16 protein-coding genes are annotated in these 23,074 nt (G+C 72.8%); 7 read left to right on the top strand and 9 right to left on the bottom strand.

Annotation, left to right across the window (positions count from 1 at the left end; translation table 11 throughout):
- Positions 1 to 37: 37 nt before the first annotated feature.
- Together ACIBCM_RS19035 and ACIBCM_RS19030 are read right to left on the bottom strand one after the other, a co-directional pair.
- Entirely contained in the window at positions 38 to 2,356 is a 2,319-nt protein-coding gene (locus ACIBCM_RS19035) for a bifunctional serine/threonine-protein kinase/ABC transporter substrate-binding protein (RefSeq protein ID WP_399244634.1), read from the bottom strand.
- Positions 2,357 to 2,985: 629 nt separating this feature from the next.
- Complete coding sequence (locus ACIBCM_RS19030; RefSeq protein ID WP_399244632.1) at positions 2,986 to 3,828, bottom strand: hypothetical protein; 843 nt, start codon at positions 3,826 to 3,828, stop codon at positions 2,986 to 2,988.
- Between the two features lie 310 nt (positions 3,829 to 4,138).
- Here ACIBCM_RS19030 and rarD point away from each other — a divergent pair, with 310 nt between their 5' ends.
- Complete coding sequence (rarD, locus tag ACIBCM_RS19025; RefSeq protein WP_399244630.1) at positions 4,139 to 5,293, top strand: EamA family transporter RarD; 1,155 nt, start codon at positions 4,139 to 4,141, stop codon at positions 5,291 to 5,293.
- A 291-nt stretch (positions 5,294 to 5,584) separates the two neighbouring features.
- Here rarD and ACIBCM_RS19020 read toward each other — a convergent pair whose 3' ends face one another.
- Positions 5,585 to 6,997: an MFS transporter gene (locus ACIBCM_RS19020; RefSeq protein ID WP_399244628.1), complete on the bottom strand. Its 1,413-nt coding sequence runs from the start codon at positions 6,995 to 6,997 to the stop codon at positions 5,585 to 5,587.
- Positions 6,998 to 7,147: 150 nt separating this feature from the next.
- Between ACIBCM_RS19020 and ACIBCM_RS19015 the strand changes: the two genes are divergently transcribed.
- Positions 7,148 to 7,591, top strand: a complete 444-nt coding sequence (locus tag ACIBCM_RS19015) for a winged helix-turn-helix transcriptional regulator (protein ID WP_399244626.1) — start codon at positions 7,148 to 7,150, stop codon at positions 7,589 to 7,591.
- A 576-nt stretch (positions 7,592 to 8,167) separates the two neighbouring features.
- Here ACIBCM_RS19015 and ACIBCM_RS19010 read toward each other — a convergent pair.
- A complete protein-coding gene (locus ACIBCM_RS19010; protein WP_399244624.1) occupies positions 8,168 to 8,803 on the bottom strand; it encodes a CGNR zinc finger domain-containing protein in 636 nt (211 codons plus the stop codon).
- A gap of 21 nt (positions 8,804 to 8,824) precedes the next feature.
- Between ACIBCM_RS19010 and ACIBCM_RS19005 the strand changes: the two genes are divergently transcribed.
- The gene (locus ACIBCM_RS19005; protein WP_399244622.1) at positions 8,825 to 9,274 is read left to right on the top strand and encodes a VOC family protein; all 450 of its coding nucleotides are present in this window, start codon (positions 8,825 to 8,827) and stop codon (positions 9,272 to 9,274) included.
- Between the two features lie 892 nt (positions 9,275 to 10,166).
- The gene (locus tag ACIBCM_RS19000) at positions 10,167 to 11,507 is read left to right on the top strand and encodes a M28 family metallopeptidase (protein ID WP_399244621.1); all 1,341 of its coding nucleotides are present in this window, start codon (positions 10,167 to 10,169) and stop codon (positions 11,505 to 11,507) included.
- A 312-nt stretch (positions 11,508 to 11,819) separates the two neighbouring features.
- On the opposite strand, the gene ACIBCM_RS18995 is transcribed toward ACIBCM_RS19000, so the two are convergent.
- From ACIBCM_RS18995 to ACIBCM_RS18975, 5 genes are all read right to left on the bottom strand, one after another.
- On the bottom strand, positions 11,820 to 12,872 hold the full coding sequence (locus ACIBCM_RS18995) for an ABC transporter permease (protein WP_399244620.1): 1,053 nt from the start codon (positions 12,870 to 12,872) through the stop codon (positions 11,820 to 11,822).
- Positions 12,859 to 13,800 carry an ABC transporter ATP-binding protein gene (locus ACIBCM_RS18990; protein ID WP_399244618.1) on the bottom strand — a complete coding sequence of 314 codons (942 nt, stop codon included), beginning with the start codon at positions 13,798 to 13,800 and terminating at the stop codon, positions 12,859 to 12,861. The genes ACIBCM_RS18995 and ACIBCM_RS18990 overlap by 14 nt, the downstream gene beginning before the upstream one ends.
- Before the next feature lie 432 nt (positions 13,801 to 14,232).
- Entirely contained in the window at positions 14,233 to 15,537 is a 1,305-nt protein-coding gene (locus ACIBCM_RS18985) for an outer membrane lipoprotein carrier protein LolA (protein ID WP_399244616.1), read from the bottom strand.
- 183 nt (positions 15,538 to 15,720) lie between these two features.
- Positions 15,721 to 16,491 carry a nucleotidyltransferase domain-containing protein gene (locus ACIBCM_RS18980; protein WP_399244614.1) on the bottom strand — a complete coding sequence of 257 codons (771 nt, stop codon included), beginning with the start codon at positions 16,489 to 16,491 and terminating at the stop codon, positions 15,721 to 15,723.
- 316 nt (positions 16,492 to 16,807) lie between these two features.
- The gene (locus tag ACIBCM_RS18975) at positions 16,808 to 17,818 is read right to left on the bottom strand and encodes a polyprenyl synthetase family protein (protein WP_399244612.1); all 1,011 of its coding nucleotides are present in this window, start codon (positions 17,816 to 17,818) and stop codon (positions 16,808 to 16,810) included.
- Between the two features lie 332 nt (positions 17,819 to 18,150).
- On the opposite strand from ACIBCM_RS18975, the gene ACIBCM_RS18970 reads away from it, so the two are divergent.
- The 3 genes from ACIBCM_RS18970 (at position 18,151) to ACIBCM_RS18960 (ending at position 22,984) form a co-directional block, all read left to right on the top strand.
- Positions 18,151 to 20,643 (top strand): CocE/NonD family hydrolase, encoded by a 2,493-nt coding sequence (locus ACIBCM_RS18970; protein ID WP_399244897.1) that lies wholly within the window; start codon positions 18,151 to 18,153, stop codon positions 20,641 to 20,643.
- Positions 20,644 to 20,704: 61 nt separating this feature from the next.
- Complete coding sequence (gene fahA / locus ACIBCM_RS18965; protein WP_399244611.1) at positions 20,705 to 21,931, top strand: fumarylacetoacetase; 1,227 nt, start codon at positions 20,705 to 20,707, stop codon at positions 21,929 to 21,931.
- A gap of 282 nt (positions 21,932 to 22,213) precedes the next feature.
- A complete protein-coding gene (locus ACIBCM_RS18960; RefSeq protein WP_399244609.1) occupies positions 22,214 to 22,984 on the top strand; it encodes a GntR family transcriptional regulator in 771 nt (256 codons plus the stop codon).
- Positions 22,985 to 23,074 lie beyond the last annotated feature (90 nt).

The following is a 23,074-nucleotide window of genomic DNA, read 5'->3' as shown; positions in this document are numbered from 1 at the left end:
CGCCGGCCCGGCACGTACGCCGCCGGCCGCCCGCCCGTCATGACTTCCTCCGTCCCGGGTCCTCGACGGGCGCCGAGCCGAGGTAGCGGTAACGGCCGCCGTCGACGGTGTAGAGATACGTACCCAGTCCCCCGAGGTCGCCGGTGTCCTGCTTGAAGAGGTAGGAACCCATGGCTCCGGTGTACTTCGCCTTGCGCAGGGCCGCGGCGAGTTCGCCGCGGCTCGGCCGCCGGGTGCCCTTCGAGCCCTTGATGAACGAACGGACCATCATGTTCACGCAGTCGAAGGACTCTCCCGCGTAGAACCCGGGGGCCCTGCCGTACCGCTTGCGGTACGCGGCCGAGAACGCCTTCGCCCCCGGCACGGCCACCGGGTCCACGACGGGAGCACCGATGATCCAGCCCTCGGCCGCGTCCCCGGCGAGCCTCAGGAACTCCGAGCCCAGCACCTGCTGGCCGCCGAACCTCGGCCCGGTGAAGCCCGCTTCCGCCAGGGCGCGGGCCGCCTTGGCCGCGCTGCGGGCAGGGCCGCAGTGCACGTACGCGTCGATGCCCGCCCGGACCATCTCCTTGATGACGGGCCCGTACGCGTCGACGCCCGCCGGGACGACCCGCGGATGCGGCCGGAGGCCGTACTGCTTCGCCAGGACGGAGTTGATCAGCGCGATGTACTGCCAGGCGTAGTTGTCGTCGTCGCGGTCCTGGAGCAGCCCCGGGCGTACGGACCTGGCCTTGCCGTGGATGTAGTACGCCAGTTGCATCGCGACGATCGGGTGCTGTGGGCAGGCGCGCAGAAAGACGTTGTTCTCGGCGGTGGCCAGGGTGTTCAGCCCGGCGGAGGTCGTCATCAGCGCCAGCTGCGCCTCGTCGTACGCGGGGATGACGGCCTCGGTCGTGTAGTCGCCGGTCGAGCCGAGAACGGCGAAGACACCGCGCTCGGCCGCTATCCGGCGGGCCGCGGCGGGCGCCCGGGTCTTGTCCCCCGCGTCGTCCTCGGTCTTCAGTCCGAGGGTGAACGGCTTGTCCTTCTGCGCGTTGAACAGGTCGACCGCGAGCCGTGCTCCGCGTTCCTGCTCGATCCCGATCTCCTTCTGCGGACCGGTCAGGTCCGCCTGTACGCCGATCATCCAGCGCCGGCGGTCCGGTGCGGCGGCGGGCTCGCCGCCCCGGCCGTCGTCGTCGCGCAGTCCGGCCCACAGCGCGGCGCCGCCGCCCGCGACGAGGACCGCGCCACCGGACGCGGCCAGCAGGAACGCCCGTCTGCGGACCGGCTTCTTCTCCTGCTCCGGGTCCTCCGCCAGGGTCGGCTCGATGCCGGGCAGCGCGAGCATGCGCGCCGAACGCTCGGCGATGATCCGTACGACCCCGGGCGGCAGCCAGTCGGTACCGGCGGCCGGGGGCTCCCCGGCCGGGGCCGCCGTGGCGGGCGGTTTCCCGGAGGCGGCGGTTCCGTCGCCCGGGTGGCTCCCGTGACCCGGGGCGCTCACGTGACCCGGTCCGCTCCCGTGGCTCCCGTCACTCCCGTCGCCCGGGCCGGCCTCCTGGCCTGCCTGGTCGGGGCGTGCGGGGTGTGCGGGCCGGTGCTCCTGCTCCTCGTACGCCGAGGGGCGGGCCAGACGGTCCGCCACCTCGACGGCCGTCGGGCGGCGGCGGGGGTCCTTCTCCAGACAGGCGTTCAGCAGACGTGCCAGCCCCTCCTCGACGCCGTCGAGATCGGGGTCGTCATGGACGGTCCGGTACAGCAGCGCGTCCATCGCTCCCCGGCCGAAGGGCAGCCGTCCGGTCAGGCTGTACGCCAGCAGACAGCCCAGCGCGAAGACGTCGCTCGGCGGGCCGATCTCAGCGCCGCGCGCCTCGGCCTGCTCGGGGGCGAGGAAGCCGGGAGTTCCCACGACCACATCGGTGGAGGTGATCGGGGTCTCGCCCGCCGTACGGGCGATCCCGAAGTCGATCAGGCGCGGGCCGTCGAGCGCGAGCAGCACATTGCCGGGCTTGACGTCCCGGTGGATCAGCCCGGCCTCGTGCACGGCGGCCAGTGCCTTCGCGATCGCCGCGCCCAGCACGCGGACGCTGCTCGCGGGCAGCGGGCCCTCCGCGGCGACCGCCTCCGCCAGTGAGGGGCCGGGTACGAAGGCCGTGGCCAGCCACGGTTCGGGCGCGTCCGCGTCGGCTCCGGTGACCGGGACCGCCCAGGGGCTGGAGACCCTGCGGGCCGCGTCCACCTCGCGGCGGAAGCGGGCGCGGAAGTCGGGCTGATCGGCGAGGTCGGCCAGCGTCACCTTGACGGCCGCCAGCTCTCCCGAGTCCGTCCGCCCGAGGTAGACCACGCCCATGCCGCCCGCGCCGAGCCGGGCCACAAGGCGGTATCCGCCGATGGACGAGGGGTCGCCCGGCAGCAGTCGTTCCGGTTCCCCGGCGGGCCGGGGCGGGGTGGTGGCTCGGGCCGCCGGGGCCTGGGGGCGGAGTGGCGGTGCCGGATGGGCCGAGGCGGGGGCCCCGTGGCCGCCGGGCGCATCCCCTGGCGGCCGGCCCTCCGTCAGCCCCGCCGGACCGCCCCGCGTCGGCGGAACCGTCGGGACGGCGTGACCGGGCGCGGGGGCCGAGCCGGAGCCGTCGGCCGGAGCGACGGGGGCCGCGTGAGCCGTCGGAGCCGCGGGGCCGGAGGTATCGGCGGTGCCGGGCTCGGCCGGTGCGGGCCCGTCGGCTCGGACCGGGCCGTCAGCGGGGTCCGACGGGACCACGGGGACGGTGGGCTCCGCCGGGTCCGCCGGGTCCGCCGTGCTCTCTTGCCCGGTCCGGTCCACCCGGCCCTCTTGCCCGGTCGGATCCGCTTGACCGGTCAAGCCCTCCTGCCCGGTCCGGTCCGCCGGGGCCGGTGGAGTCGGCGCGGTCGGCGGGACGGGCCGGACGGAATCGCGGGGCTCCGGCTCCCCGGGGGCCCCGGGCTCCCCGTACTCACCGGAGTCCTGCGGTGGTGGCTCGGCGCTCATTCGCTCTCCAGTTGCTTCTCGATACGGCTGAGCATCGCCGTCAGGGCCTCCACCCTCGCCTGGTTGATCTCGTCCGTGGTGTATCCCTTCGCGCCCTTGGAGACGGCTGCGACGGTCACCTGACCAAGCCGGGCCTGGTACCAGTCGTAGATGTACTCGGCGTCGAACGCCTCGTTGTGGTACTGGCCGCTCTCGGCGACCGAGTCGTGCGCGGTGAAGTTGCCCTTGCCGTACGCGGTGCCGAGGGAGAGCAGTCCGCTGATGCGCTCGCCGTCACGCAGCTTCTGGTCCGGGCAGCGGAGGGCCTCCTCCAGGGTCTCGGCCATCTCCCAGTCCGCCGAACGGTCGTCGCGATGGACGGTGACGGTGGCGGCGACCCGGACCGGGCCCTTTCCGCCGGTCGCGGGAAGCTCGCTGTAGGCGGTGACGGAGTACAGCACTCCGGGCGGCTGGGTGCCGCCGTGCCAGACGCAGTCCTCGCCGAGTACGGGCCAGTGTCCGGGCGCGCTCAGATAGGGCGTCCGCTTCACATAGCCCGGGCCCCACAGCTCGGGACCGGCCACGACCGCCTGAGCCAGTTTCCGGGCGTCGGCCTTCGTCCTGGGCAGGCGGGCGGGGTCGGGGGTGTAGTCGAGCAATCCGGGGCTCGCGACCGGCGCCGGGTCCCCCGAAGGTCCCGTGCCAGGCCCGCCGGGACTCGCCGCCCCGCCCCCGGGCGCGGAAGCGGAAGGGGCCGCGGACGGCTTGCCGTCCCCTCCGGGATCCGTGGTGCAGCCGGTCCACAGCAGCGCCCCCGCCAGTGCGCCGCCCCCGGCGCGCACCACTCTTGCGTATGCCATCAAGCCCCCGCTCGGCACGTTCTCCCCCATGGTGTGCCGCTGATCGTACGACCAGTTACCGACAGCCGTCTGTGCCTCCGGGGAGATTGCCCGCCGTCACTCTCGCGGCCCGGCGTGTGCCGCGCCCGGGACCAGCGGCGCGAGACGGGCCGGATCCGCGGCGCGAGACGGGGCCGGGCGTCCCCGTTCCCCCCGAGAGGTCATGACCGTATTCCGATACGAGCATGACAGTCGACTCGGGTGACGCGTACCTTCGACGAAGTGGCCGACGGGGTCACGACGGAGCCACACGCACAGGGCAGGAGGTCCGGTGAAGTCGGACGGCGAACAGCGTGCAGGGCTGCTGTACGGGATCAGTGCCTACGGAATGTGGGGCCTGGTCCCCCTCTACTGGCCCCTCCTCAAACCGGCGGACGCCACCGAGATCCTGGCGCACCGGATGGCCTGGTCGCTCGTCGTCGTGGCACTGGCCCTGCTGGTGCTGAAGCGCTGGAGCTGGATGGGGGAGCTGATCCGCGATCCCCGCCGGCTCGGGCTCGTCACCGTCGCCGCGCTCGTCATCGCCGTGAACTGGGGCGTCTACATCTGGGCCGTCAACTCCGGCAAGGTCGTCGAGGCGTCCCTCGGCTACTTCATCAATCCCCTGGTGACCATAGCCATCGGCGTGCTCCTGCTGAAGGAGCGGCTGCGCCCGGCCCAGTGGGTGGCGGTCGGCACGGGCGCCCTCGCGGTGCTGGTACTGACCATCGGCTACGGGCAGCCGCCGTGGATCTCGCTGATCCTGGCGTTCTCCTTCGCCGCGTACGGTCTCGCCAAGAAGAAGATCAACATCGGCGGGCTGGAGTCCCTCGCGGCGGAGACCGTGGTCCTCTTCCTGCCCGCGCTGGGCTTCCTGCTGTGGCTGGGTTCCCGGGGCGAGGCCGCCTTCGGTACGGAGGGTGTGGGCCACGCGGCGCTGCTCGCGTCGACCGGACTGGTGACCGCGGTACCGCTGGTCTGCTTCGGCGCGGCGGCGATCAGGGTGCCGCTGTCGACGATCGGGCTGCTCCAGTATCTGGCCCCGGTCTTCCAGTTCCTGCTGGGCGTCCTGTATTTCCATGAGGCGATGCCCCCCGAGAGGTGGGCGGGCTTCACTCTGGTCTGGCTGGCGCTGACGGTCCTGACCTGGGACGCGCTGCGGACGGCCCGGCGTACGAGGGCACAGGCGGAGGCCCTGCGGACGGCGGAGGCGACCGAGGGCGCGGCCCCCGTGATGGCTTCCGGTTACCCGCCGCCGCCGAGGTGGCGGATGAGGGGGACCGTCCCGGCGGATGCCCCCGAGACGGATCCGGCGGCGGCCACGGCGTCGGCCACCGGGGAAGCCTCCGGGCAGCCGACCGGGTCGGGCACCGGGCCGAGCGCGGACGCCACGGCCACGATGACCGCGCCGGCCCCCGCGCCGGGCACGGTTCCGCGCGGAACGTAACGGATGGCCTCGCCGGCCCGGTGCGCCCGCACCGCGGAAGGACTCGGCGGGGCGCGGCGAACAGCCTGATCCTGTGGTCCGGTCGGGCGGCGCGTCGGCCCGGACGATCACCTTGCCACGGGCCCGCCGACGAAGGACCAGCCCACGACGGATCACCCGGTGACGGACCCGCGGACGACGGATCCGCCGGTGACGGGGACGTCACCGGCGGATCCCCCGGCCCTCCGGCAACCGGTCAGGGGCCCGGCTCCTGGGGGCGGCCCAGGGCGGTCCCCGCCCCGGCGGCCGGATTCACACCTCGCTGCCGACGGTGGCCAGTTGCTTCTCGGGCAGCGGGGTTCCGACCGCCTTCCGGGGTCGGCGTACCCCCGTCACCGTGATCGCGGCTCCCAGCAGGACCATCACCAGCGGCACCACCAGCGCCGACCGGAACGCGTCCATCCGGGAGGCGCCGTCCGCCACCAGGCCGTACACCGCCGTGACCGACGAGACTCCGACCGCGGCGCCGAACTGGATCGAGGTGGTCAGCAGTCCGCCCGCGAGTCCCTGTTCCCCGGGGGCGACGCCGTTCGTCGCGGCGATGGTCAGGGGGCCGTACGCGAGGGCGAAGGCGAGGCCGGTCAGGGTGAGGGCGGGCAGCATGGCGAAGTAGCTCCAGTCGGAACCGACCGGCAGGAAGAGCGCGTACGACGCGATCGCCAGCAGGAACCCGCCGAGGATCACCCGGGCATTGCCGAATCGGTTCACCAGGATCGGGGTGAGCGTCGGGGCCAGGATCACGTCCACGCCCATGATCAGCAGGGCGAGGGAGGTCTCCAGGGACGACCAGCCCCTCGTTTCCTGGAGGTAGAGGGTCATCATGAACTGGAACCCCATGAACGCCCCCACGAACAGCAGCGCTCCCAGATCGGCCCGTACGAGGGACGAGCGGCGCAGAATGCCCAGGCGGACCAGGGGCGCGGAGGCCCGGCGTTCGATGAAGACGAACAGCGCCACCAGCAGCAGTCCGCCGCCCACGGCCGCGAGCGTCGTCGTCCAGCCGTCGAAGCCGTGCTCCAGCCGGATGATGCCGTACGTCAGCAGCAGCATCGAACCGGCCGCCGCGCTCGCGCCCGCCAGATCGAAGCCGCCCTTCCGCGGGGGAGCCGCCTCGGCGGGGATCAGTTTGACGGCGGCCACGAGGATCACGCCCGCGAGGATGACAGGGGCGAAGAAGACCCAGCGCCAGCCGAGTTCGGTGAGCAGTCCGCCGATGACGAGGCCGAGCGAGAATCCGCCCGCGGAGGTGCCCGCGAAGATCAGAAGCGCCTTGTTGCGCTGCGGCCCCTGCTCGTACGAGGTGGTGATGATCGACAGCGAGGCCGGGGTCATGAAGGCCGACGCCACACCGGTGACGAAGCGCGCCAGGATCAGCATCCAGCCCGCCGTGGCGAAGCCGCCGAGGCCCGAGAAGGCCAGAAAGACCGTGAGCCAGATCAGGAACATCCGGCGGCGGCCGAGCAGATCGGCCGCGCGCCCGCCGAGCAGGGTGAAGCCCGCGTAGCCGAGGACGTAGGCGCCGATCACCCAGGCGGCGGTGCCCGTGGAGAGCCCGAGATCGGCCCTGATCGACGGTACGGCCACGGCGAGCATGGCGACGTCGATGCCCTCCAGGAAGGTCGCGCCGCAGAGGATGAGCAGCAGGGCCCAGGCTCGTCGGGACATGGCCGGGTGCGATGACGGCGGCGCGGCAGCTGACATGGATGACTCCACGGTCTCGTGAGGTGCTGGTCGGTGGAAGGAATCGGCCGGTTACTCAATCAATGGCCAGTTCCTTCTTGTAACCAACTCGATGCTGGGGCAGGATTAATCCATGTGGAAGAAGGCACTTCGAAGTCACCTGGTTACCCCGAGGTGACCGGCTTCGAGGACAACGGCGATCCGGACCCGTTCCAGTGGGACACCCGTGAGGACTGCGAGGTCCGCCAGATCCTGGACCGGGTCGCGGACAAGTGGTCCCTGCTGGTCATCGCCCTGCTGGACAGACGTGTCCTGCGCTTCACCGAGCTGCGCCGCGAGATCGACGGGATCAGCCAGCGGATGCTGACGGTCACCCTGCGGCAGCTGGAGCGGGACGGGCTGGTGCTGCGGACGGTCCATCCGGTCGTACCGCCGCGCGTCGAGTACGAGCTGACCGTGCTCGGCCGCACGCTGCACACCACGATCCGCTCGCTGGTCACCTGGACCGAGCAGCACCAGAACGAGATCGCGACGGCCCGCGCCGCCTATGACGCGCGCGAGAGCGCGAAATCCTCTTAGCGCGGATTCCCCTGGCGGGGCCTGATCCGGCCGGGGGTGCGGGACTGCGGGCGCCCGAGGGTGAGGCGCTGGCGGTCGCGCCCAACGCTGCGGACTCCGGGTCCGGGCGGTCGCGCCCCGGGCCGTGGACCCCGGGTGCGGGATGCCGGTGCCGGGCTGCTCAGAACTCCCCCGTACGGGCACGGGGTCCGGGTACGCGTCACACCCGCTCGCCCGCTCTCGGCGCGCGGGCCGGCCCCGCTCGGCTCCGCGCGGGGCCCGGTCGACGCCCGGCGCCCGTACGACCGCCGCCATCCCCGCCATCCCCGCCATGCTTCCAGCGCGTCCGCCGACGCCGGGCGGTCGTCCGCGTCGGCCGGGTCTTCCTCGTGGAAGCGCGGGACGGCCGTGTCCGGGGCCGTCCGGGAGTGACCGCGAGCCGGAGGGGGCGGGGTCTTTTGAGGCGGACCCCATCGTTCGGGGGAAGCCGCGGAGTCCGCCCGCGATACCGCCGGACCCGGAGTGCGGGCGGCCCTTGCCCCGGGGAGTCGGAAAGTCCGCGCCCGGTGCTGCGGCCGGAGGGCAGCACCTCCCGGCTCACGTCACATCGGCGTCCTTCGTGGCGCCGGCGGCATCCGCGGCATCGGCGTGGCGGGCGCGGTGGGCCCGGACCTTCTGGCGGTTGCCGCAGCGTTCCATGGAGCACCAGCGGCGGCGGCCCGGCCGGGAGGTGTCGACGAAGAGCAGATAGCAGTTGTGGGTGCCGCATTCGCGGACGCGGTCGGCGTACGGGCCGGAGAACAGGTCCACCGCGTCACGGGCCACCGCCGACAGCAGCTGGGTGCCGGTGACACCCGGGGCCCACGCCCGGGCGCCCTCCGCGGTCAGCCGGGGGACCGGCGGCGCCTGCTCAGCCACAGCGTTCACGACGGCGATGTCCCCGGCGGGCGGCTCGTCGCCGTACGCGCGCGCTGCGGCCAGCCGGTAGACGGCGTCCCGGAGGACCCGCGCGTCCCGGACCTCCTCCGGGGTCACCGCCGGATCGAGCCCTCCCGGCAGCCGGCTCTCCGCGGCCCAGCGCACCAGGTCCTCCGGTTCGTGCAGCACGTCGAAGCGCGCGAGGATCCCCGGTCCGCCCAGGAGCAGAAACTCCAGACAGAGCGCTCCGGGATCGAAGTGGAAGGGGCGGCCATTCGATGGACGGAGGATGAATCCCCTTGCAGCCTCACTCATGTAACCAATATAACTGGTTTCATGGCTACTCACTGGAAACTCACCCTCGACAGCTCCGACCCCCTCGCCCAGGCGGATTTCTGGGCCGGGGCCCTCGGTTACGAGGTGGAGGACCACAGCACCCTCATCGAACAGCTCCGCGCGTCGGGGCAACTGCCGGAGGACTCCACCGTCCGGGCCCACGACCGCGACGCCTGGCGGGATTACGCCGCCGTCCGCCATCCGGACGACCCCTACGAGAAGGACACCGGCGTGGGCCTCGGCCGCCGGCTCCTCTTCCAGCGCGTCCCGGAGGGCAAGACGACCAAGAACCGGCTCCATCTGGATCTCCATGTCGGCACCGAGCAGCGCGCGGCGGAGGTCGCACGGCTGGAGGCGCTCGGCGCGACCGTCCTCTACCACCAGGACCAGCCCATCGGCGTCTGGACCACCATGGCCGACCCCGAGGGCAACGAGTTCTGCGTGGAGTGACCCGCTTCCCGCGATGACACTCCACCCGTGAGCCCTCTTTCAGTACGCCGCACGGCCCGGCGAAGCCCGAGGGCCGAGGCGCCCCTCCCCGTACCCGCGGCTGAGGACCCACCCGCCCGGAGCATCCCGCGGCCGGGAACCGCCCCGGGTGCGGGCAGAACTCGCCCCTGGCCACTCGCGGTGCCGCAGTGCGCCGGTGCCACCGTCCGCCGTTCCGGGTGACGGCCACCCCGGAAGGCCGTCACCCGGAAAGCCGTCCCCGAAGATCGTCGAGCCTGACGCCGGGTCAGGGGGCGAGGCCCCCGGACCTCCGGGCGCCGACCACTCCGCCCCGGGCACCCAATGGGTACGGGACCTCACCCCACCGCCCGCAGCGCTCCCCCGGCCGGGCCACGGACCCGTGACAGGCGATGGGACCGGGGGACGGCGGGCGACGCCCCCTCTTCATGGGCCGACGTCACGACCCCGTCAACGGAATATCCATCCGATATACGAACACTACTGACCGGATTCCGCCCTTGACGGTGTGTCGAACTACCGCTGAACTCATGAGGCACAGCGCACCCCGTGCCACCCCCGTCACACCGTGCCCCACCGGTACCTGCCAGGTCCCGTGCTCGCGCACACCGCACCGCCGCTCGACCCCGGCACCGCAGCCGCCGCACCGCTGTCCCCGTACCGCCTTCCCCCGTACGGCCCTCTGCGCCACCTTCCCCGCACCACGGCACCACGGCACCACGGCACCACAGCACCACGGCACCACGGCACCACGGCACCACGGCACCACCGGACCCAGCACCGCCCCCCGCCATCGCCGCACCCCGGAATCCGCTGCTCCGTGGTGCGGTGCACGTTCCGTCCTGTCCCCGTACGGAATTCCCGGAGCCCCCACATGAGACTCTCCGCTTCCAGACGTACGCTCGCCGCCGCCTCCATAGCCCTGGCCGGGCTGCTCGCCACCGCCGTCCCCGCGGCGGCAGGCGTCTCGGCGGCACCGGCCACAGCGACCGCGGCAGCCCCGACCGCGGCGGCGGCCGCACCCGACATACCGCTCGCCTCGGTGAAGGGGCATCTCACGCAGTTCCAGTCGATCGCCGCCGCCAACGGCGGCAACCGCGCCCATGGCCGTACCGGGTACAAGGCGTCCATCGACTATGTGAAGGCCAAGCTGGACGCAGCCGGATACACCACCGCCGTCCAGCAGTTCACCACCGCTGGAGCCATCGGCTACAACCTCGTCGCCGACTGGCCCGGTGGCGACGAGGGCCAGGTCCTGATGGCGGGCGCGCATCTCGACTCCGTCGCCTCGGGCGCCGGTATCAACGACAACGGCTCGGGCTCGGCGGCCGTACTCGAAACCGCGCTCGCCGTCTCCCGCGCGGGGCTCCGGCCCACCCGGCATCTGCGGTTCGCCTGGTGGGGTGCGGAGGAACTGGGGCTCGTCGGGTCGAAGCACTACGTCGGCAACCTGCCCGGCGCCGACCGCGCCAAGATCTCGGCGTATCTGAACTTCGACATGATCGGATCGCCGAACGCCGGTTATTTCGTCTACGACGACGATGCCGCGCTGGAGAAGGTCTTCAAGGACTACTTCACGGGCATCGGCGTCTCCACGGAGATCGAGACCGAGGGGGACGGCCGCTCGGACCACGCCTCCTTCAAGAATGCCGGGATACGGGTCGGCGGACTGTTCACCGGAGCGGGCCGTGTCAAAACGGCGGCGCAGGCCCAGAAGTGGGGCGGCACGGCCGGCCAGTCCTTCGACCGCTGCTACCACTCCGCCTGCGACAACACGACGAACATCAACGACACCGCCCTCGACCGCAACAGCGATGCGGCCGCCCACGCCGTGTGGACCCTCGGCACCGCGGTCACGGTCCCGCCCGGTGAGGCGTACGAGAACACGGGCGATGTCACCGTCCCCGACAACGGACCCGCCGTGACCTCCACGGTCGAGGTCGCGGGCCGCACCGGGAACGCCCCCGCCGCTCTCGCCGTCGGTGTGGACATCAAACACACCTGGCGCGGCGACCTGGTCGTGGATCTGGTGGCGCCGGACGGGACCGCGTACCGGCTGAAGAACTCCAGCGCCAACGACTCGGCCGACAATGTCGTCACCGCCTACACCGTGAACGCCTCCGGCGAGCCCGCCAACGGCGCGTGGAAGCTGCGCGTCCAGGACGTGGCCGCCCAGGACACCGGGTACATCGACAGCTGGAAGCTCACCTTCTGAGGGCTCCGGGGCCCGGGACTCCCGGACGTCCGGGAGTCCGGAAGCTCTGAGGTTACGTTCCGAGGGCTTCCCGGCAGGACCGGAAGACCGCAAGACCACAGGACCGCCACCCCCCGCAGGCTGCATGCGTGTGCACCCACCGCACACGCATGCAGCCACGTCCGGGCCCGTACGCCCGCCCGGCCCCGTACGCCTGTTCAGCGCCCGCGTCGAAGGCGACCGGCCGGGACAGCGGCACCCGCCGGAGCCGACCGCACCCGCCCGGCCCCGGCGGCGCGAGGGGCCCCGGCGGTCCGTCGGTCCGGAGAGGGCTCAGGCGTTGACGTCCTTCGTCGTGAACCGCGCCCAGGCCGCCGAGCCGAACACCGCCGCGTACAGCGCCTGGAGGCCGAGGTTCTTCTGCACCTCGTCCCAGTAGACCGGCTCCCGCATCAGATCCGAGAACGACAGCCAGTAGTGCGGGAAGAGATACGGGTGGATCACGTCCAGCTGCGGGATCGTGTTCAGGATCTGCACGGTGATCAGCAGCCCGACCGTGGTCGCCATCGCCGCGATACCGCTGCCCGTGAGCGTGGAGACGAACAGCCCCAGCGCCGCGATCCCCGCCAGCGAGGCCGCCACGACCAGCGCGACCAGCGCGGCCCGCAGAAGCCCTTCCCCGAACGAGAGCGTGGTGCCCGAGATCGTCGTCACGTCCCCGAGCGGGAAGAGCGCCGCCCCGACGGCGAGCGCCGAGACCGCCACCACCAGCGCGGCGATCAGACAGGAGGCCAGGGCGGTGGCGTACTTGGCGATCAGGAGCCGGGTACGGCCGGCCGGGGCGACCAGCAGATAGCGCAGGGTGCCGGAGTTCGCCTCGCCCGCGATCGCGTCACCCGCGACGACGGCGATCGCCATCGGAAGGAAGACGGGCAGGGTCGCGGCGAGCGCGGCGAAGACCAGGAACAGTCCGTTGTTGGTGATCTGGGCGATGAAGGCGGGTCCCTCGCCGCCGCCCGACGGTCCGCCACCGCCGTCGGTCTCGATCTTCACGGCCACCCCGATGAGGACGGGGACGGCCGCGAGCACACCCAGCAGGGCGAGCGTGCGCCAGCGGCGGAGGGTGACGGCCAGTTCGGAACGGAAGAGGCCGAACGTCCACAGCACGCCCGCCCGTGGCCGCGCCGCCACGACCGCCCCAGCCGCCGCTGTCGCTGTCGCCCCAGCCGTCGTTGCCGTCGCCGAGCCTGCCCCGCCCTCCTGCCCGGCGTCCACCCGGACCCCGGTCCCGGTCTCCGTATCGGTCCCGGTCCCGGTCTCCGTATCGGCCGCGCTGTCGAGAGCCACCGGGCCGGACTCGTCCTGACGCTGCTCAGCCTGCGACATCGAAGCCCTCTCCCGTCAGCGCCACGAACGCGTCCTCCAGCGAGGCCCGCTCGACCCCGAAACCCCGTACCCGTACGCCGCCCTCCACCAGCGCCGCGTTGAGATCCGCCAGATCCGTGCCGGGACCCGGTGGCTCGCCGGTGACCTGGTCGCCGTCCCCGACGGCGACCCCGGCGACGCCGAGTTCCTTGAGGAGACGGGCCGCGTCTCCCGTATCGGGGGTGACGACGGTGAGACGGCCCCGGGTCCCGGCCGCCAGGTCGGCGACCGGACCCTGGATGAGCAGCCGTCCCCGGGCCATCACGGCGGCGTGCGTGCAGACCTGCTCGATCTCGTCGAGGAGGTGGGAGGAGAGGAAGACGGTCGTGCCGTCGGCGGCCAGCTCCCGTACGAGGGAACGGATCTCGCGCATCCCCTGGGGGTCCAGCCCGTTGGTGGGCTCGTCCAGGACGAGGAGCCTGCGCGGCCGGAGCAGCGCGGAGGCGAGCCCGAGGCGCTGCTTCATCCCCAGGGAGTACGCCTTCGCCTTCTTGCCCGCCACCGGGGTGAGCCCGACCCGGTCGAGCGCGGCGGCGACGCGGGCCTTGCGGGTACGGGGATCGGCGGTCGGGTCGGCGGAGTCGTACCGCAGCAGATTGTCCCGGCCGTTCAGGAACCCGTACAGCGCGGGCCCCTCGATCAGGGCACCCACCTGGGGCAGTACGGAACGCACCGCCCCCGGCATGGTCCCGCCGAGCACGGTCGCGCTGCCCGCGGTCGGCTCGATGAGGCCCATCAGCATCCGGATGGTGGTCGTCTTGCCCGAGCCGTTGGGGCCGAGGAAGCCGAAGACGCTGCCGGCGGGCACGGTGAGATCGAGCCGGTCGACGGCCGGCTGACCGCCCCGGTAGCGCTTGGTGAGCCCGCGCGTCTCGATCACCGCTGTCATCCGGTTCTCCGTCCCCGTCGTCCGCACAGCACTCCGCCCCACCGTACTGGCGCACGACGGGGCGGAGGAAACCGAACGGTGGCCGTTCATACGACTTCAGCCGACTGCCTCAGCCTGCTCCGTCGACCGGCCGACACGGGCCGGCGCCGCCCCGGCCGACGGCCGTGGCCGACCTCCTCCGTCAGCCATGGCGACGTGCCATCGCGACCCGCCGCCACCCGCCGCGCCACCCGACAGGAGGACGGGCTGCTGCACGGCGGACCCACGGCCCACAACCCACGGCCCACGGCCCGCGACCGCAACCCACGACCGCGACCCACGGAACCGGCCCGCCCGACGACCGTCCGCCGGACGGGCCAGGCCGGTCGCCTGACCACCCGGACCCGGACAACCGGTCAACCGCCGGGGTGCCGGGCCGCGGAGGCTCATTCGTCACTTGTCGGCGTTCGCGGCCTTCACCAGCGCGTCCTTGGTCACCGCGCCGACATACACCGTGCCGTCGTCCGTCATCAGCGCGTTCACCAGACGGGTCTTGAAGACGGTGCCCGAGCCGAACTTCCCGCTGACCGGGTCGCCGAGCGAGTCCAGGAAGCCCTCGGCCGCGGCCGGCAGCTCGCCGTCCTTCGGCGGGGTAAGGCCCTTGCCGCCGGGAGACTCGAACTTCGCGATGGCGGTCCAGCCCTCCCCGAGGACGTTCAGTCCCTCGGAGCCGCCGGGCAGGCCGCCGCCCTTGAACGCGTCCGACGGGATCTTCTCGTGGCCCCCGGGCGCCTGCTTCTCCAGTTCGTCCGCCTCGGTCACCTTCGCGCCCCTGGGCGGGCTGAAGTCGAAGGTGGACGCGGCGGGCCGGGAGAAGTCGACCGTGGTGAAGCCGACGTCGATCGCGGCCTTGCCCCCACCGCTCGGGATGACGGTGAACTTCAGCGGCGTACCGGTCTTGGAGTCCACCGCGACCCTGATCGAGTCGACCGTCGAACCGCTCTGCTTGGGCTTGATGACCAGCTGGTACGCCGAGCGCCCGGCCACCCGCGCGGTGCCGTCGACGCTGACCGACGTGGTGTCGCCCGCCGCCTTCAGGGCCTGGTCGGCGAAGTCCTTGGGCGTGGCCGGCAGATCCCCCGGCGGCTTCCGGTCCGGAGCGCCCCCGTCCTCGGACCCGTTCCCGGTTCCGTCCTTGGAGCCGTTCCTGCCGTGGCCGGAGCCGGTGTCCTCGGCGTGGTAGACCTGGTTCGTCCCGCTGTCGTACGCCCAGACCTCGTCGCCGTTGCGGATCAGGCTGTACTCGGCGGCCTTCTCCAGGATCGACACCTTCTGCTTCTCGGGACCGTCCACCGCGACCCGCAGGGTGTGCGACCCGGTCGCCAGTTCCATCAGCTTGCCGTCGGGCGAGGCGGACGGGCCGCCTTCCTCCGCGCCGGGCTCCCCGCCTCCGCCGCCCGCGCCGGGTGCGAAGGAGTCCGCGAGTCCGCCGAAGTCCGGAATGCCGAGGTCCGTGCTGATCTTGACCGTGCCGGAGAGCTGTTCCGTGTCGGACGCGGCGATCTTCTCTATCAGTTCCTGTGCGCTGATCTCCGGCAGTTTCGGGTCACCGGAGGCAGCGAGCGCCGGGACGAGCCCGATGGTCGCCGCCGCCACCCCGGCCACCGCGACCGGGACGACGTAGCGAGCCGCCTTGCGGCGGCGCGCCGAGAGGTCCCCGGCCTCTTCGGTGGTCTGTGCGCTGTCGTTCGGTGCCATGGTGTGCCCTACCTCCGTGGTCGGTCAGAAGTGGTGATGTCAATCTGACCAAATCGGCCCCGCCGGGGCGTCACTCCCCGGGAGCAACTTCCCGTACTGCTCCGGTATGACGGACCGGGCCCTTCACCTCCCCATCCAGTAGGGGTCACGGCACCGGGTCGCCGCAAGGCCCGGTGACACGGCTCACGTTCGCGGTCCGTACGAGGCAATGACCTTGTCCAGCGCGGGCGCCAGAAACGCGAGGGCGAGTTCCGCGCGCCGGGCCGTCCACTCCTCGGACGCGGGGGCGGGGGGCGGATCGGCGTACCGCCGTCTGCTGATGTCCTCCACCACCTCGGCGGGCGCGCCCAGTTCGACCGTGAGGACACCGAGGGCCTCGCGCTTGCTGATCAGATCGCCGCTGCGCAGGGTGACCGCCGCCCGTGCCAGGGCCAGAAAGCCGTGGTCCACCCACGCGTCCTGGCGGAGCCGTTCCCGGCTCAGGTTGGGCCGCCAGTCGTCCGTCAGCTCACCGACGATGGCCTCCTTGAGCTGGGTGTCCGTGATCGGGGGCAGGAGTTCGGCCACGGGAGGGCCGTACAGGACGCGGCCGAACTCGTGCAGCTCGCGTCTGGTCACCGGGCCGACCGGACGGCGGAACAGCTCACCGTGGGCCCAGGTGAGGTGCTCCCCCGCCGGGTCGGCCAGTTCGCCGGCGGGCGGATAGCCGCAGTGCAGCTTCACCGCGGCCGGGACGTCCTTCGCCAGGGTCGCGTGGAGATCCGCGAGCCGCTGTTCCCCGGCCGGTGTGCAGGGCCGTTCGAGCACGGCTATCAGATCGAGATCGCTGCGGCCGGGGCGGAAGTCGATCCCGGCGGCGAGCGAACCGTGCACCCACACGGAGACCACGGGCAGCGCCTGCCGTACAGCGTCGACAAAACGTTCGAGAAGTCTGTGAGTGAGCTGATCCGTCATGAGAACAGTCTGCTCGACCGGTTCGAGTGGTACGCCCCGACCGCGTCCGTGCGGGCGCTTCACCGTTCGGGGCGAGGGCCTTGGGCCGTCCGGGCGAGCGGTTCGGCGGCCGGGGCGGGCGCCTGAGGCCGTTCGCGAGTACGCCCCGACCGGGTCCGTGCCGGCACCGGTGCGGTCGGATGCCGTCACCGGGTCCGCTCGGGTCGGCACCGGGTGCGGTCGGATGCCGACAGGGCGGGCCCCGCGCCCGGGCGGGGCGCCGTCACCTCGTACGGCCGGGCCGCCCACCCGTCACCCCGGGCCCGGGAACCCGGTGTCAGCCCGCGCGGTGCACCACCGCGTCGCACAGCTCCTCCAGAGCCGCCTTGGCGTAACACTCCGGCAGCGGTGCGAGCATGGCGCGCGCCTCCTCCGCGTACCGGACGGTGTCCCGCCGCGCCTGCTCCAGGGCCGGATGGGCACGCAGCCGTTGCAGCACCTCGGCATGCCGGGTGTCGTCGGCCAGATCGCCGTCGAGGAGGCCGAGAAGTTCCAGATCGTCCGGGCGCGCGTGCGCCTCGGCCCGGGCACGCAGATGGAGTACCGGCAGGGTGGCGATTCCCTCGCGCAGATCCGTGCCGGGCGTCTTGCCGGACTCATGGGAGTCGCTGGCGATGTCCAGTACGTCGTCGGCGAGCTGGAAGGCGACGCCGAGCCGTTCCCCGTACTGGGTGAGGATGTCGACGACGCCCTCGTCCGCGCCGGACATCATCGCGCCGAACCGGCCGGAGACCGCGATCAGCGAACCCGTCTTGCCCCCGATGACATCGAGGTAGTGCTCCACCGGGTCGCGGCCGTCGCGCGGACCCGCCGTCTCCAGGATCTGGCCGGTGACCAGCCGTTCGAATGCCTCGGCCTGGACGCGTACGGCCTCCGGGCCCAGATCGGCCAGTATGTGGGAGGCGCGTGCGAACAGGAAGTCGCCGGTCAGGACGGCGACGGAGTTGCCCCAGCGGGCGTTGGCGCTGTCCACACCCCGCCGTACCTCGGCCTCGTCCATCACATCGTCGTGGTACAGGGTCGCGAGATGCGTCAGCTCGACGACCACCGCGGAGGGCACGACACCCGGCGCGTGGGGATCGCCGAACTGGGCCGCGAGCATCACCAGCAGTGGCCGGAACCGCTTGCCCCCGGCGCGTACGAGATGCTGTGCGGCCTCCGTGATGAAGGGCACCTCGCTCTTGGTGGCTTCGAGCAGCCCCGCCTCGACGGCCGACAGCCCGTTCTGGACATCGGCCTCAAGAGCCTGGTCCCGCACGCTCAGCCCGAACGGCCCGACGACGGTCACGAGGGGTCTCCTGTCTGCTGATAATCACACGGATTGTCGATGTGTCGCTGGATTCACTCAAGTCAGCGTATCCGGTCGCGTTTCGATCACCATGAGCGCCTTCCCGCCGCCGCCGGTATGTTCGTGATCAGCACATACGACCAGGGGTGAGCCTTTTCACCGGGACCGGCGACGGAATTCCCCCGGATGCGGTTCCGGGTTCCGGGCGGTGTTCCAGGTCCGTCTCCGGGTCCGTCTCCGGACTCGGTTCCGGGTCCGTCTCCGGGTCCGGGGCGCGGTGGTCCGGGACCGGCCCGGCGGTGGGGACCCACCCCGTGCAGCGAGGCCTCACCATGCGCCATCGTCCGTCTGTTCCCCCTGTTCCCCCTGTTCTCCATGAAACCAGCCATGAGGACATCCGGATTCCTCTCCTCGACGGGACCCGGCTGTACGCCCGGCTCTGGCGTCCGCTCACCGACGCTCCTGTCCCCGTTCTGCTCGAATACGCCCCGGACCGGTTGACCGACGCGACCGCCCCGCGCGACGCCCAGCGCCACCCCTGGTACGCGGCCCACGGCTATGCCTCCGTACGCGTCGACGCGCGCGGCTACGGCAACAGCGAGGGGGTGCCGGCCGACCCCTCCGTACCCTTGCGTCTCCCCGGGCCGGGGGACGAGGACAAGGCGGCGACCGGGACCGGCGGCCCGGAGACGACCGGGGCCGACGGCTTGGAGACGACCGGGGCGGGCGTTCCGGAGGCTCCCGCGAACGGGCCCGACGTGCTCACCGACGGGGCCGAGGTGATCGACTGGCTGGCGGGACAGCCCTGGTGCACGGGCCGGGTCGGGATGTTCGGGCTCGGCCGGGGCGCCACCTGGGCGCTGCGGCTCGCGGCCCTGGCGCCCGGTCCGCTGGACGCGGTCGTCACCGTGGGCGCGGCCGGTGCCCCCTACGACGACTACGACAACTACGACAACGGCGCCTCCTACCCGGGCGGCTCACCGTCGGCCGACGCGATGCAGAGCCGGTCGGCCGCGCTGCTCTCGGCGCTCTGCCGCCCGCCGGACCCGGCGTACGCGGGCGACGGGTGGCGCGAGCTGTGGCTGAGGCGGCTGGAGTCCGTCGAACCTCCCCTCCACCGGCTGCTCGCCCATCCGCTCCGGGACGACCACTGGACGCGCGGGGAGCCCCTCTCATCCCTACGGGCGGCGGTGCTGGCGGTGGGCGGCTGGCACGAGCCGTACCGCGACACCGTGTTCGCGCTGCTCGACGCGCTGCCCGCCGACCGGGTACGGGGTCTGATCGGGCCGTGGGCCCTCCAGTATCCGGACCACGGGCGCCCCGGCCCGGCGATCGGGTTCCTCCGGGAGACCCTCGCCTGGTGGGACCGCCATCTGCGCGACGAGGCCAACGGGGTGATGGACGGGCCCCTGCTGCGGGCATGGATCGAGGCCCCCGGTACGGGCGGCGGCGGACGCGGCGGGTCCCGTACGGGCCGGGACGGACCCGGCGCGGACGGACGCGGCAGCCCCGGCCGAGACGGGCCCGCCGGCCCCGGTCCCGGAGAGGACGGACCTGGGCCCGTCCCCGGCAAAGGCGGTCCCGGACCCGGCGAGGGCAGCCCCGGGGGCTACTGGGTGGCCGAGAACGTCTGGCCGTCGCCCGCGCTGCGGACCGTGTCGTACGCCCTCCAGGGCCCGCCCGGGATCGTCGACTCGCCGCAGCAGACCGGAGTGGACGCGGGCCGCTGGCTGCCCGCCGGCGGCCGGGGCGCCGATCTCCCGCCCGACCAGCGGGCGGAGGACGCCCGCTCGGCCTGCTTCGAGTTCCCGGTCGAGGGCGCCGCCGTGGAGATCCTGGGCCGGCCCCGGGTCACCCTGCGGCTGCGGCTGGACGTCCCGTACGGGCAGGTGATCGCCCGGCTCTGCGACATCGCGCCCGACGGCTCGTCGGCGCTGGTCACCAGGGGCGTACTGAATCTCGCCGCCCGCCACGGCACCGAGCGGGCCGACGCCTGGCCGCCCGGTACGGCCGGGGAGGTGGCCTTCGCCCTCGACGGAGCGGGCCACCGGTTCCCGCCGGGGCACCGGGTGCGGCTGGCCCTCTCGTCCGCGTACTGGCCGTGGGTGTGGCCCCAGCCGGGTGCGGCGGGGTTCGTGCTGGATCCCGGGGGCTCGCGGCTGGAGCTGCCCGTCCGCACGGACACGGCGTACGACCCGGTGCGCGGCCCCGCGTACGACCCCGCCTTCGGGCCGCCGGAGCGGACCGAGCCCCTCGGGGTCAGCACCCCGGCGACGCTGACCGCCCCCGGGGAGCGGCGCCCCGAGCGGCTGGTCGTGCGGGATGTCGGTGCGGGCGAGTGGCGGGTGGAGGCCGACCCCGAGACCCGGGACACGGGCGGCCGGCGCCTGTTCCCCGACGGGCTCGAACTCGTCGAGGAGGCCCGGGAGATCCGTACGATCCGGGAGGACGACCCCCGGTCGGCCCGCGCCGAGTCCACCCGGACGGTCCGGCTCCACCGGCCGGACCTGGCCTGGGACGTGACGGTCGAGACGCGTTCCGTCCTCACCCGCGACCCGGCGGAACCGGGAGCGGCCCCCGCCCGGGGCTCCGGCTCGGGCGCGGGAGCGGCCTCCACCCAGGGCCCCCGCTCGGGTACGGCCCCGGGCTCGGGTACAGGTCCGGCCCCCGCCCAGGGCTCCGCCCCCGTACCCCCGCCCGGCTTCATCGCGGAGGACGAGGTGATCTGCCGCCACGGCGGGGAAGTCGTCTTCCACCGGACGTGGCGCAGACGGCTCCCCGTCCACCCAGGTGACACCTCGGCCCGCTCGGAGATCGCACCCTGACGGACCCGTGCGAGGCCCACGTAACGTGTCCCCCACACTGTGGAAAGCGAGGCAGGCACCGATGTCCGAGCAGAGCCCGCTCGATCTCGCCGAGGGCGATCCCTTCGGCCCGCACAACCTCCCGTACGGCGTCTTCACCACGGAGGACGAGCCCGAACGCCGCAGGCTCGGCGTCCGCGTCGGACGGTATGTGCTCGACGTCGGCGCGGCGGCCCGCGCTCTCGGCTCCCCCTATGCCGCACTCCTGGACCGGCCGAATCTCAACCCGCTGCTCGCCGCCGGGCGCACCGCCTGGCGCGATGTGCGGCGCGCGCTCACCGCGTGGGTGACGGTGCCCGCCCACCGAGCCACGGTCGAACCGCTGCTCCACCCGCTCGGCTCGGTCACGCTGCACCTTCCGTACGAGGTCGCCGACTACGTCGACTTCTACGCCAGCGAGAACCACGCCACCAACGTCGGCCGGATCTTCCGCCCGGACGGCGAGCCGCTGACCCCCAACTGGAAGCATCTGCCGATCGGTTACCACGGCCGCTCCGGCACGGTCGTCGTCTCCGGTACGGATGTCGTACGCCCCAGCGGCCAGCGCAAGGGCCCCGCCGACCCCGCGCCCGTCTTCGGCCCGTCGGTCAAGCTCGACATCGAGGCGGAGGTCGGCTTCCTGGTCGGGGCGCCGACTCCGATGGGCCGCCCGGTGCCGCTCGGGGAGTTCACGGAGCATGTGTTCGGCCTGTTCCTGCTCAACGACTGGTCGGCCCGGGACATCCAGGCGTGGGAGTACGTCCCGCTGGGACCGTTCCTCGGCAAGTCCTTCGCCACCTCGGTGTCGGCGTGGGTCACCCCTCTGGAGGCACTCGACGCGGCGAGGACCGATCCGCCCGCGCGGGACGTCGGGCTGCTCCCCTATCTCGACGACTCCGCCGAGGAGGAGAAGGGCGGCTTCGACATCCGTATTACTGTCGCGGTCAACGCCCATGTGATCGCCGAGCCGCCGTTCGCCACCATGTACTGGACGGCCGCCCAGCAGCTGACGCAGATGACGGTGAACGGCGCGTCCCTGCGTACGGGCGATCTGTACGGCTCCGGCACGGTCAGCGGGCCCGAGGTCCACCAGCGCGGCTCCCTGCTGGAGCTGACCTGGAACGGCCGGGATCCCCTCGAACTCCCCGAGGGCAAGCGGACGTTCCTGGAGGACGGCGATGTGGTGACGATGACCGCGTGGGCGCCGGGCCCGGACGGGGTACGGGTCGGGCTGGGCGAGGTCACGGGCCGGATCGTCCCCTCGGCCTGACCCGGGCGGGGCCCGGCCCCAGCCTCCGTGCCCGCGCCGGCCCCGGCACGGGCATGGACCCACGCGGGCACGGGCGGACACGGACGGACACGGACGGGAACGAGCGGGGACACGGCGGGCGTCGGCGGGCACCCCGCACAGGCCCCCCGTACAGCCCGTGATAGTGGCAGATCTTGCCACGCCCCGGATGAAACCGCAGGTCACAGCGGTGCAGCCCGAGTTGTTGATGGCGCAACACTGCGGCAACACCATCGTCGGCACCCCGTCGGTATCGTCCACGCCATGCCAGCCGAACGCATCCGTGACCACACCGTGCCGGTCGCCGCCGCACGACGGCGGCGGCTGCGCGCGGACCGGGCGCGCCAGCTCGCCGATCTGCTGCGCCACCAGATGCGCAGGGGCGGCTTCCCCGGCGGAGTGCTGCCGCTGGAGGACGCGCTCGGCGAGGAGTACCGCGTTTCGCGCAACACCGTGCGCCAGGCACTGGATCTGCTGCGTACGGAGGGGCTGGTCGAACGGCAGCCGGGCGTCGGCACCGTCGTGGTGGCCGAGAAGTACCCGCACGGACTGGACCGGCTCCAGGGGCTCGCCGAGACCCTGCGCGAGCACGGCGAGGTCACCAACGAGGTCCGTACGGTCGGTCCGGTCACCGCGCCCGCGCCGGTCGCCCGCCGCCTCCGCCTCGCCGAACACGGCGACGTCCTGTGCATCGAACGGCTGCGGCGGCTGAACGGGCTGCCGCTCTCCCTCGACCTCACCTATGTGCCGATGGACATCGGCACCGGGCTGCTCGGCTGCGATCTGGAGCACACCGACGTGTTCCGGCTGCTCGAACGGCTCACCGGGCAGCCGCTCGGCACCGCCGAGATCACCCTGGAGGCCGTCAACGCCGACGCGCACTCCGCCACCGTGCTCGAAGCCCCGCGCGGTTCGGCCGTGCTGATGCTGGAGCGCCTGACCCATCTCTCCGACGGCCGGCCCGTGGACCTGGAGTTCATCCGCTTCCGGGGGGACCGGATCGCGATGAGCGGTCTGCTGCACCGTTCCGCCTGACACCTGCCCGTACCTTCACACCTCCCCTTCCTGACCGCATACACCTGCCAATCCCCGCCCCTTTTGCCCCTATTGCCTCGCGTATCTCCC

It is taken from the genome of Streptomyces sp. NPDC051018 (genome assembly GCF_044456085.1).
Taxonomy (GTDB): Bacteria; Actinomycetota; Actinomycetes; order Streptomycetales; family Streptomycetaceae; genus Streptomyces.
This window is presented reverse-complemented; position numbering and strand designations above follow the sequence as displayed.

Coding starts and splice junctions, on each gene's coding strand:
- ACIBCM_RS19030 (WP_399244632.1), bottom strand. CDS start 3,828: ATGGCATACGCAAGAGTGGTGCGCGCCGGGGGCGGCGCACTGGCGGGG.
- ACIBCM_RS19020 (WP_399244628.1), bottom strand. CDS start 6,997: ATGTCCCGACGAGCCTGGGCCCTGCTGCTCATCCTCTGCGGCGCGACC.
- ACIBCM_RS19010 (WP_399244624.1), bottom strand. CDS start 8,803: ATGAGTGAGGCTGCAAGGGGATTCATCCTCCGTCCATCGAATGGCCGC.
- ACIBCM_RS19005 (WP_399244622.1), top strand. CDS start 8,825: ATGGCTACTCACTGGAAACTCACCCTCGACAGCTCCGACCCCCTCGCC.
- ACIBCM_RS19000 (WP_399244621.1), top strand. CDS start 10,167: ATGAGACTCTCCGCTTCCAGACGTACGCTCGCCGCCGCCTCCATAGCC.
- ACIBCM_RS18995 (WP_399244620.1), bottom strand. CDS start 12,872: ATGTCGCAGGCTGAGCAGCGTCAGGACGAGTCCGGCCCGGTGGCTCTC.
- ACIBCM_RS18990 (WP_399244618.1), bottom strand. CDS start 13,800: ATGACAGCGGTGATCGAGACGCGCGGGCTCACCAAGCGCTACCGGGGC.
- ACIBCM_RS18985 (WP_399244616.1), bottom strand. CDS start 15,537: ATGGCACCGAACGACAGCGCACAGACCACCGAAGAGGCCGGGGACCTC.
- ACIBCM_RS18980 (WP_399244614.1), bottom strand. CDS start 16,491: ATGACGGATCAGCTCACTCACAGACTTCTCGAACGTTTTGTCGACGCT.
- ACIBCM_RS18970 (WP_399244897.1), top strand. CDS start 18,151: ATGCGCCATCGTCCGTCTGTTCCCCCTGTTCCCCCTGTTCTCCATGAA.
- fahA (WP_399244611.1), top strand. CDS start 20,705: ATGTCCGAGCAGAGCCCGCTCGATCTCGCCGAGGGCGATCCCTTCGGC.
- ACIBCM_RS18960 (WP_399244609.1), top strand. CDS start 22,214: ATGCCAGCCGAACGCATCCGTGACCACACCGTGCCGGTCGCCGCCGCA.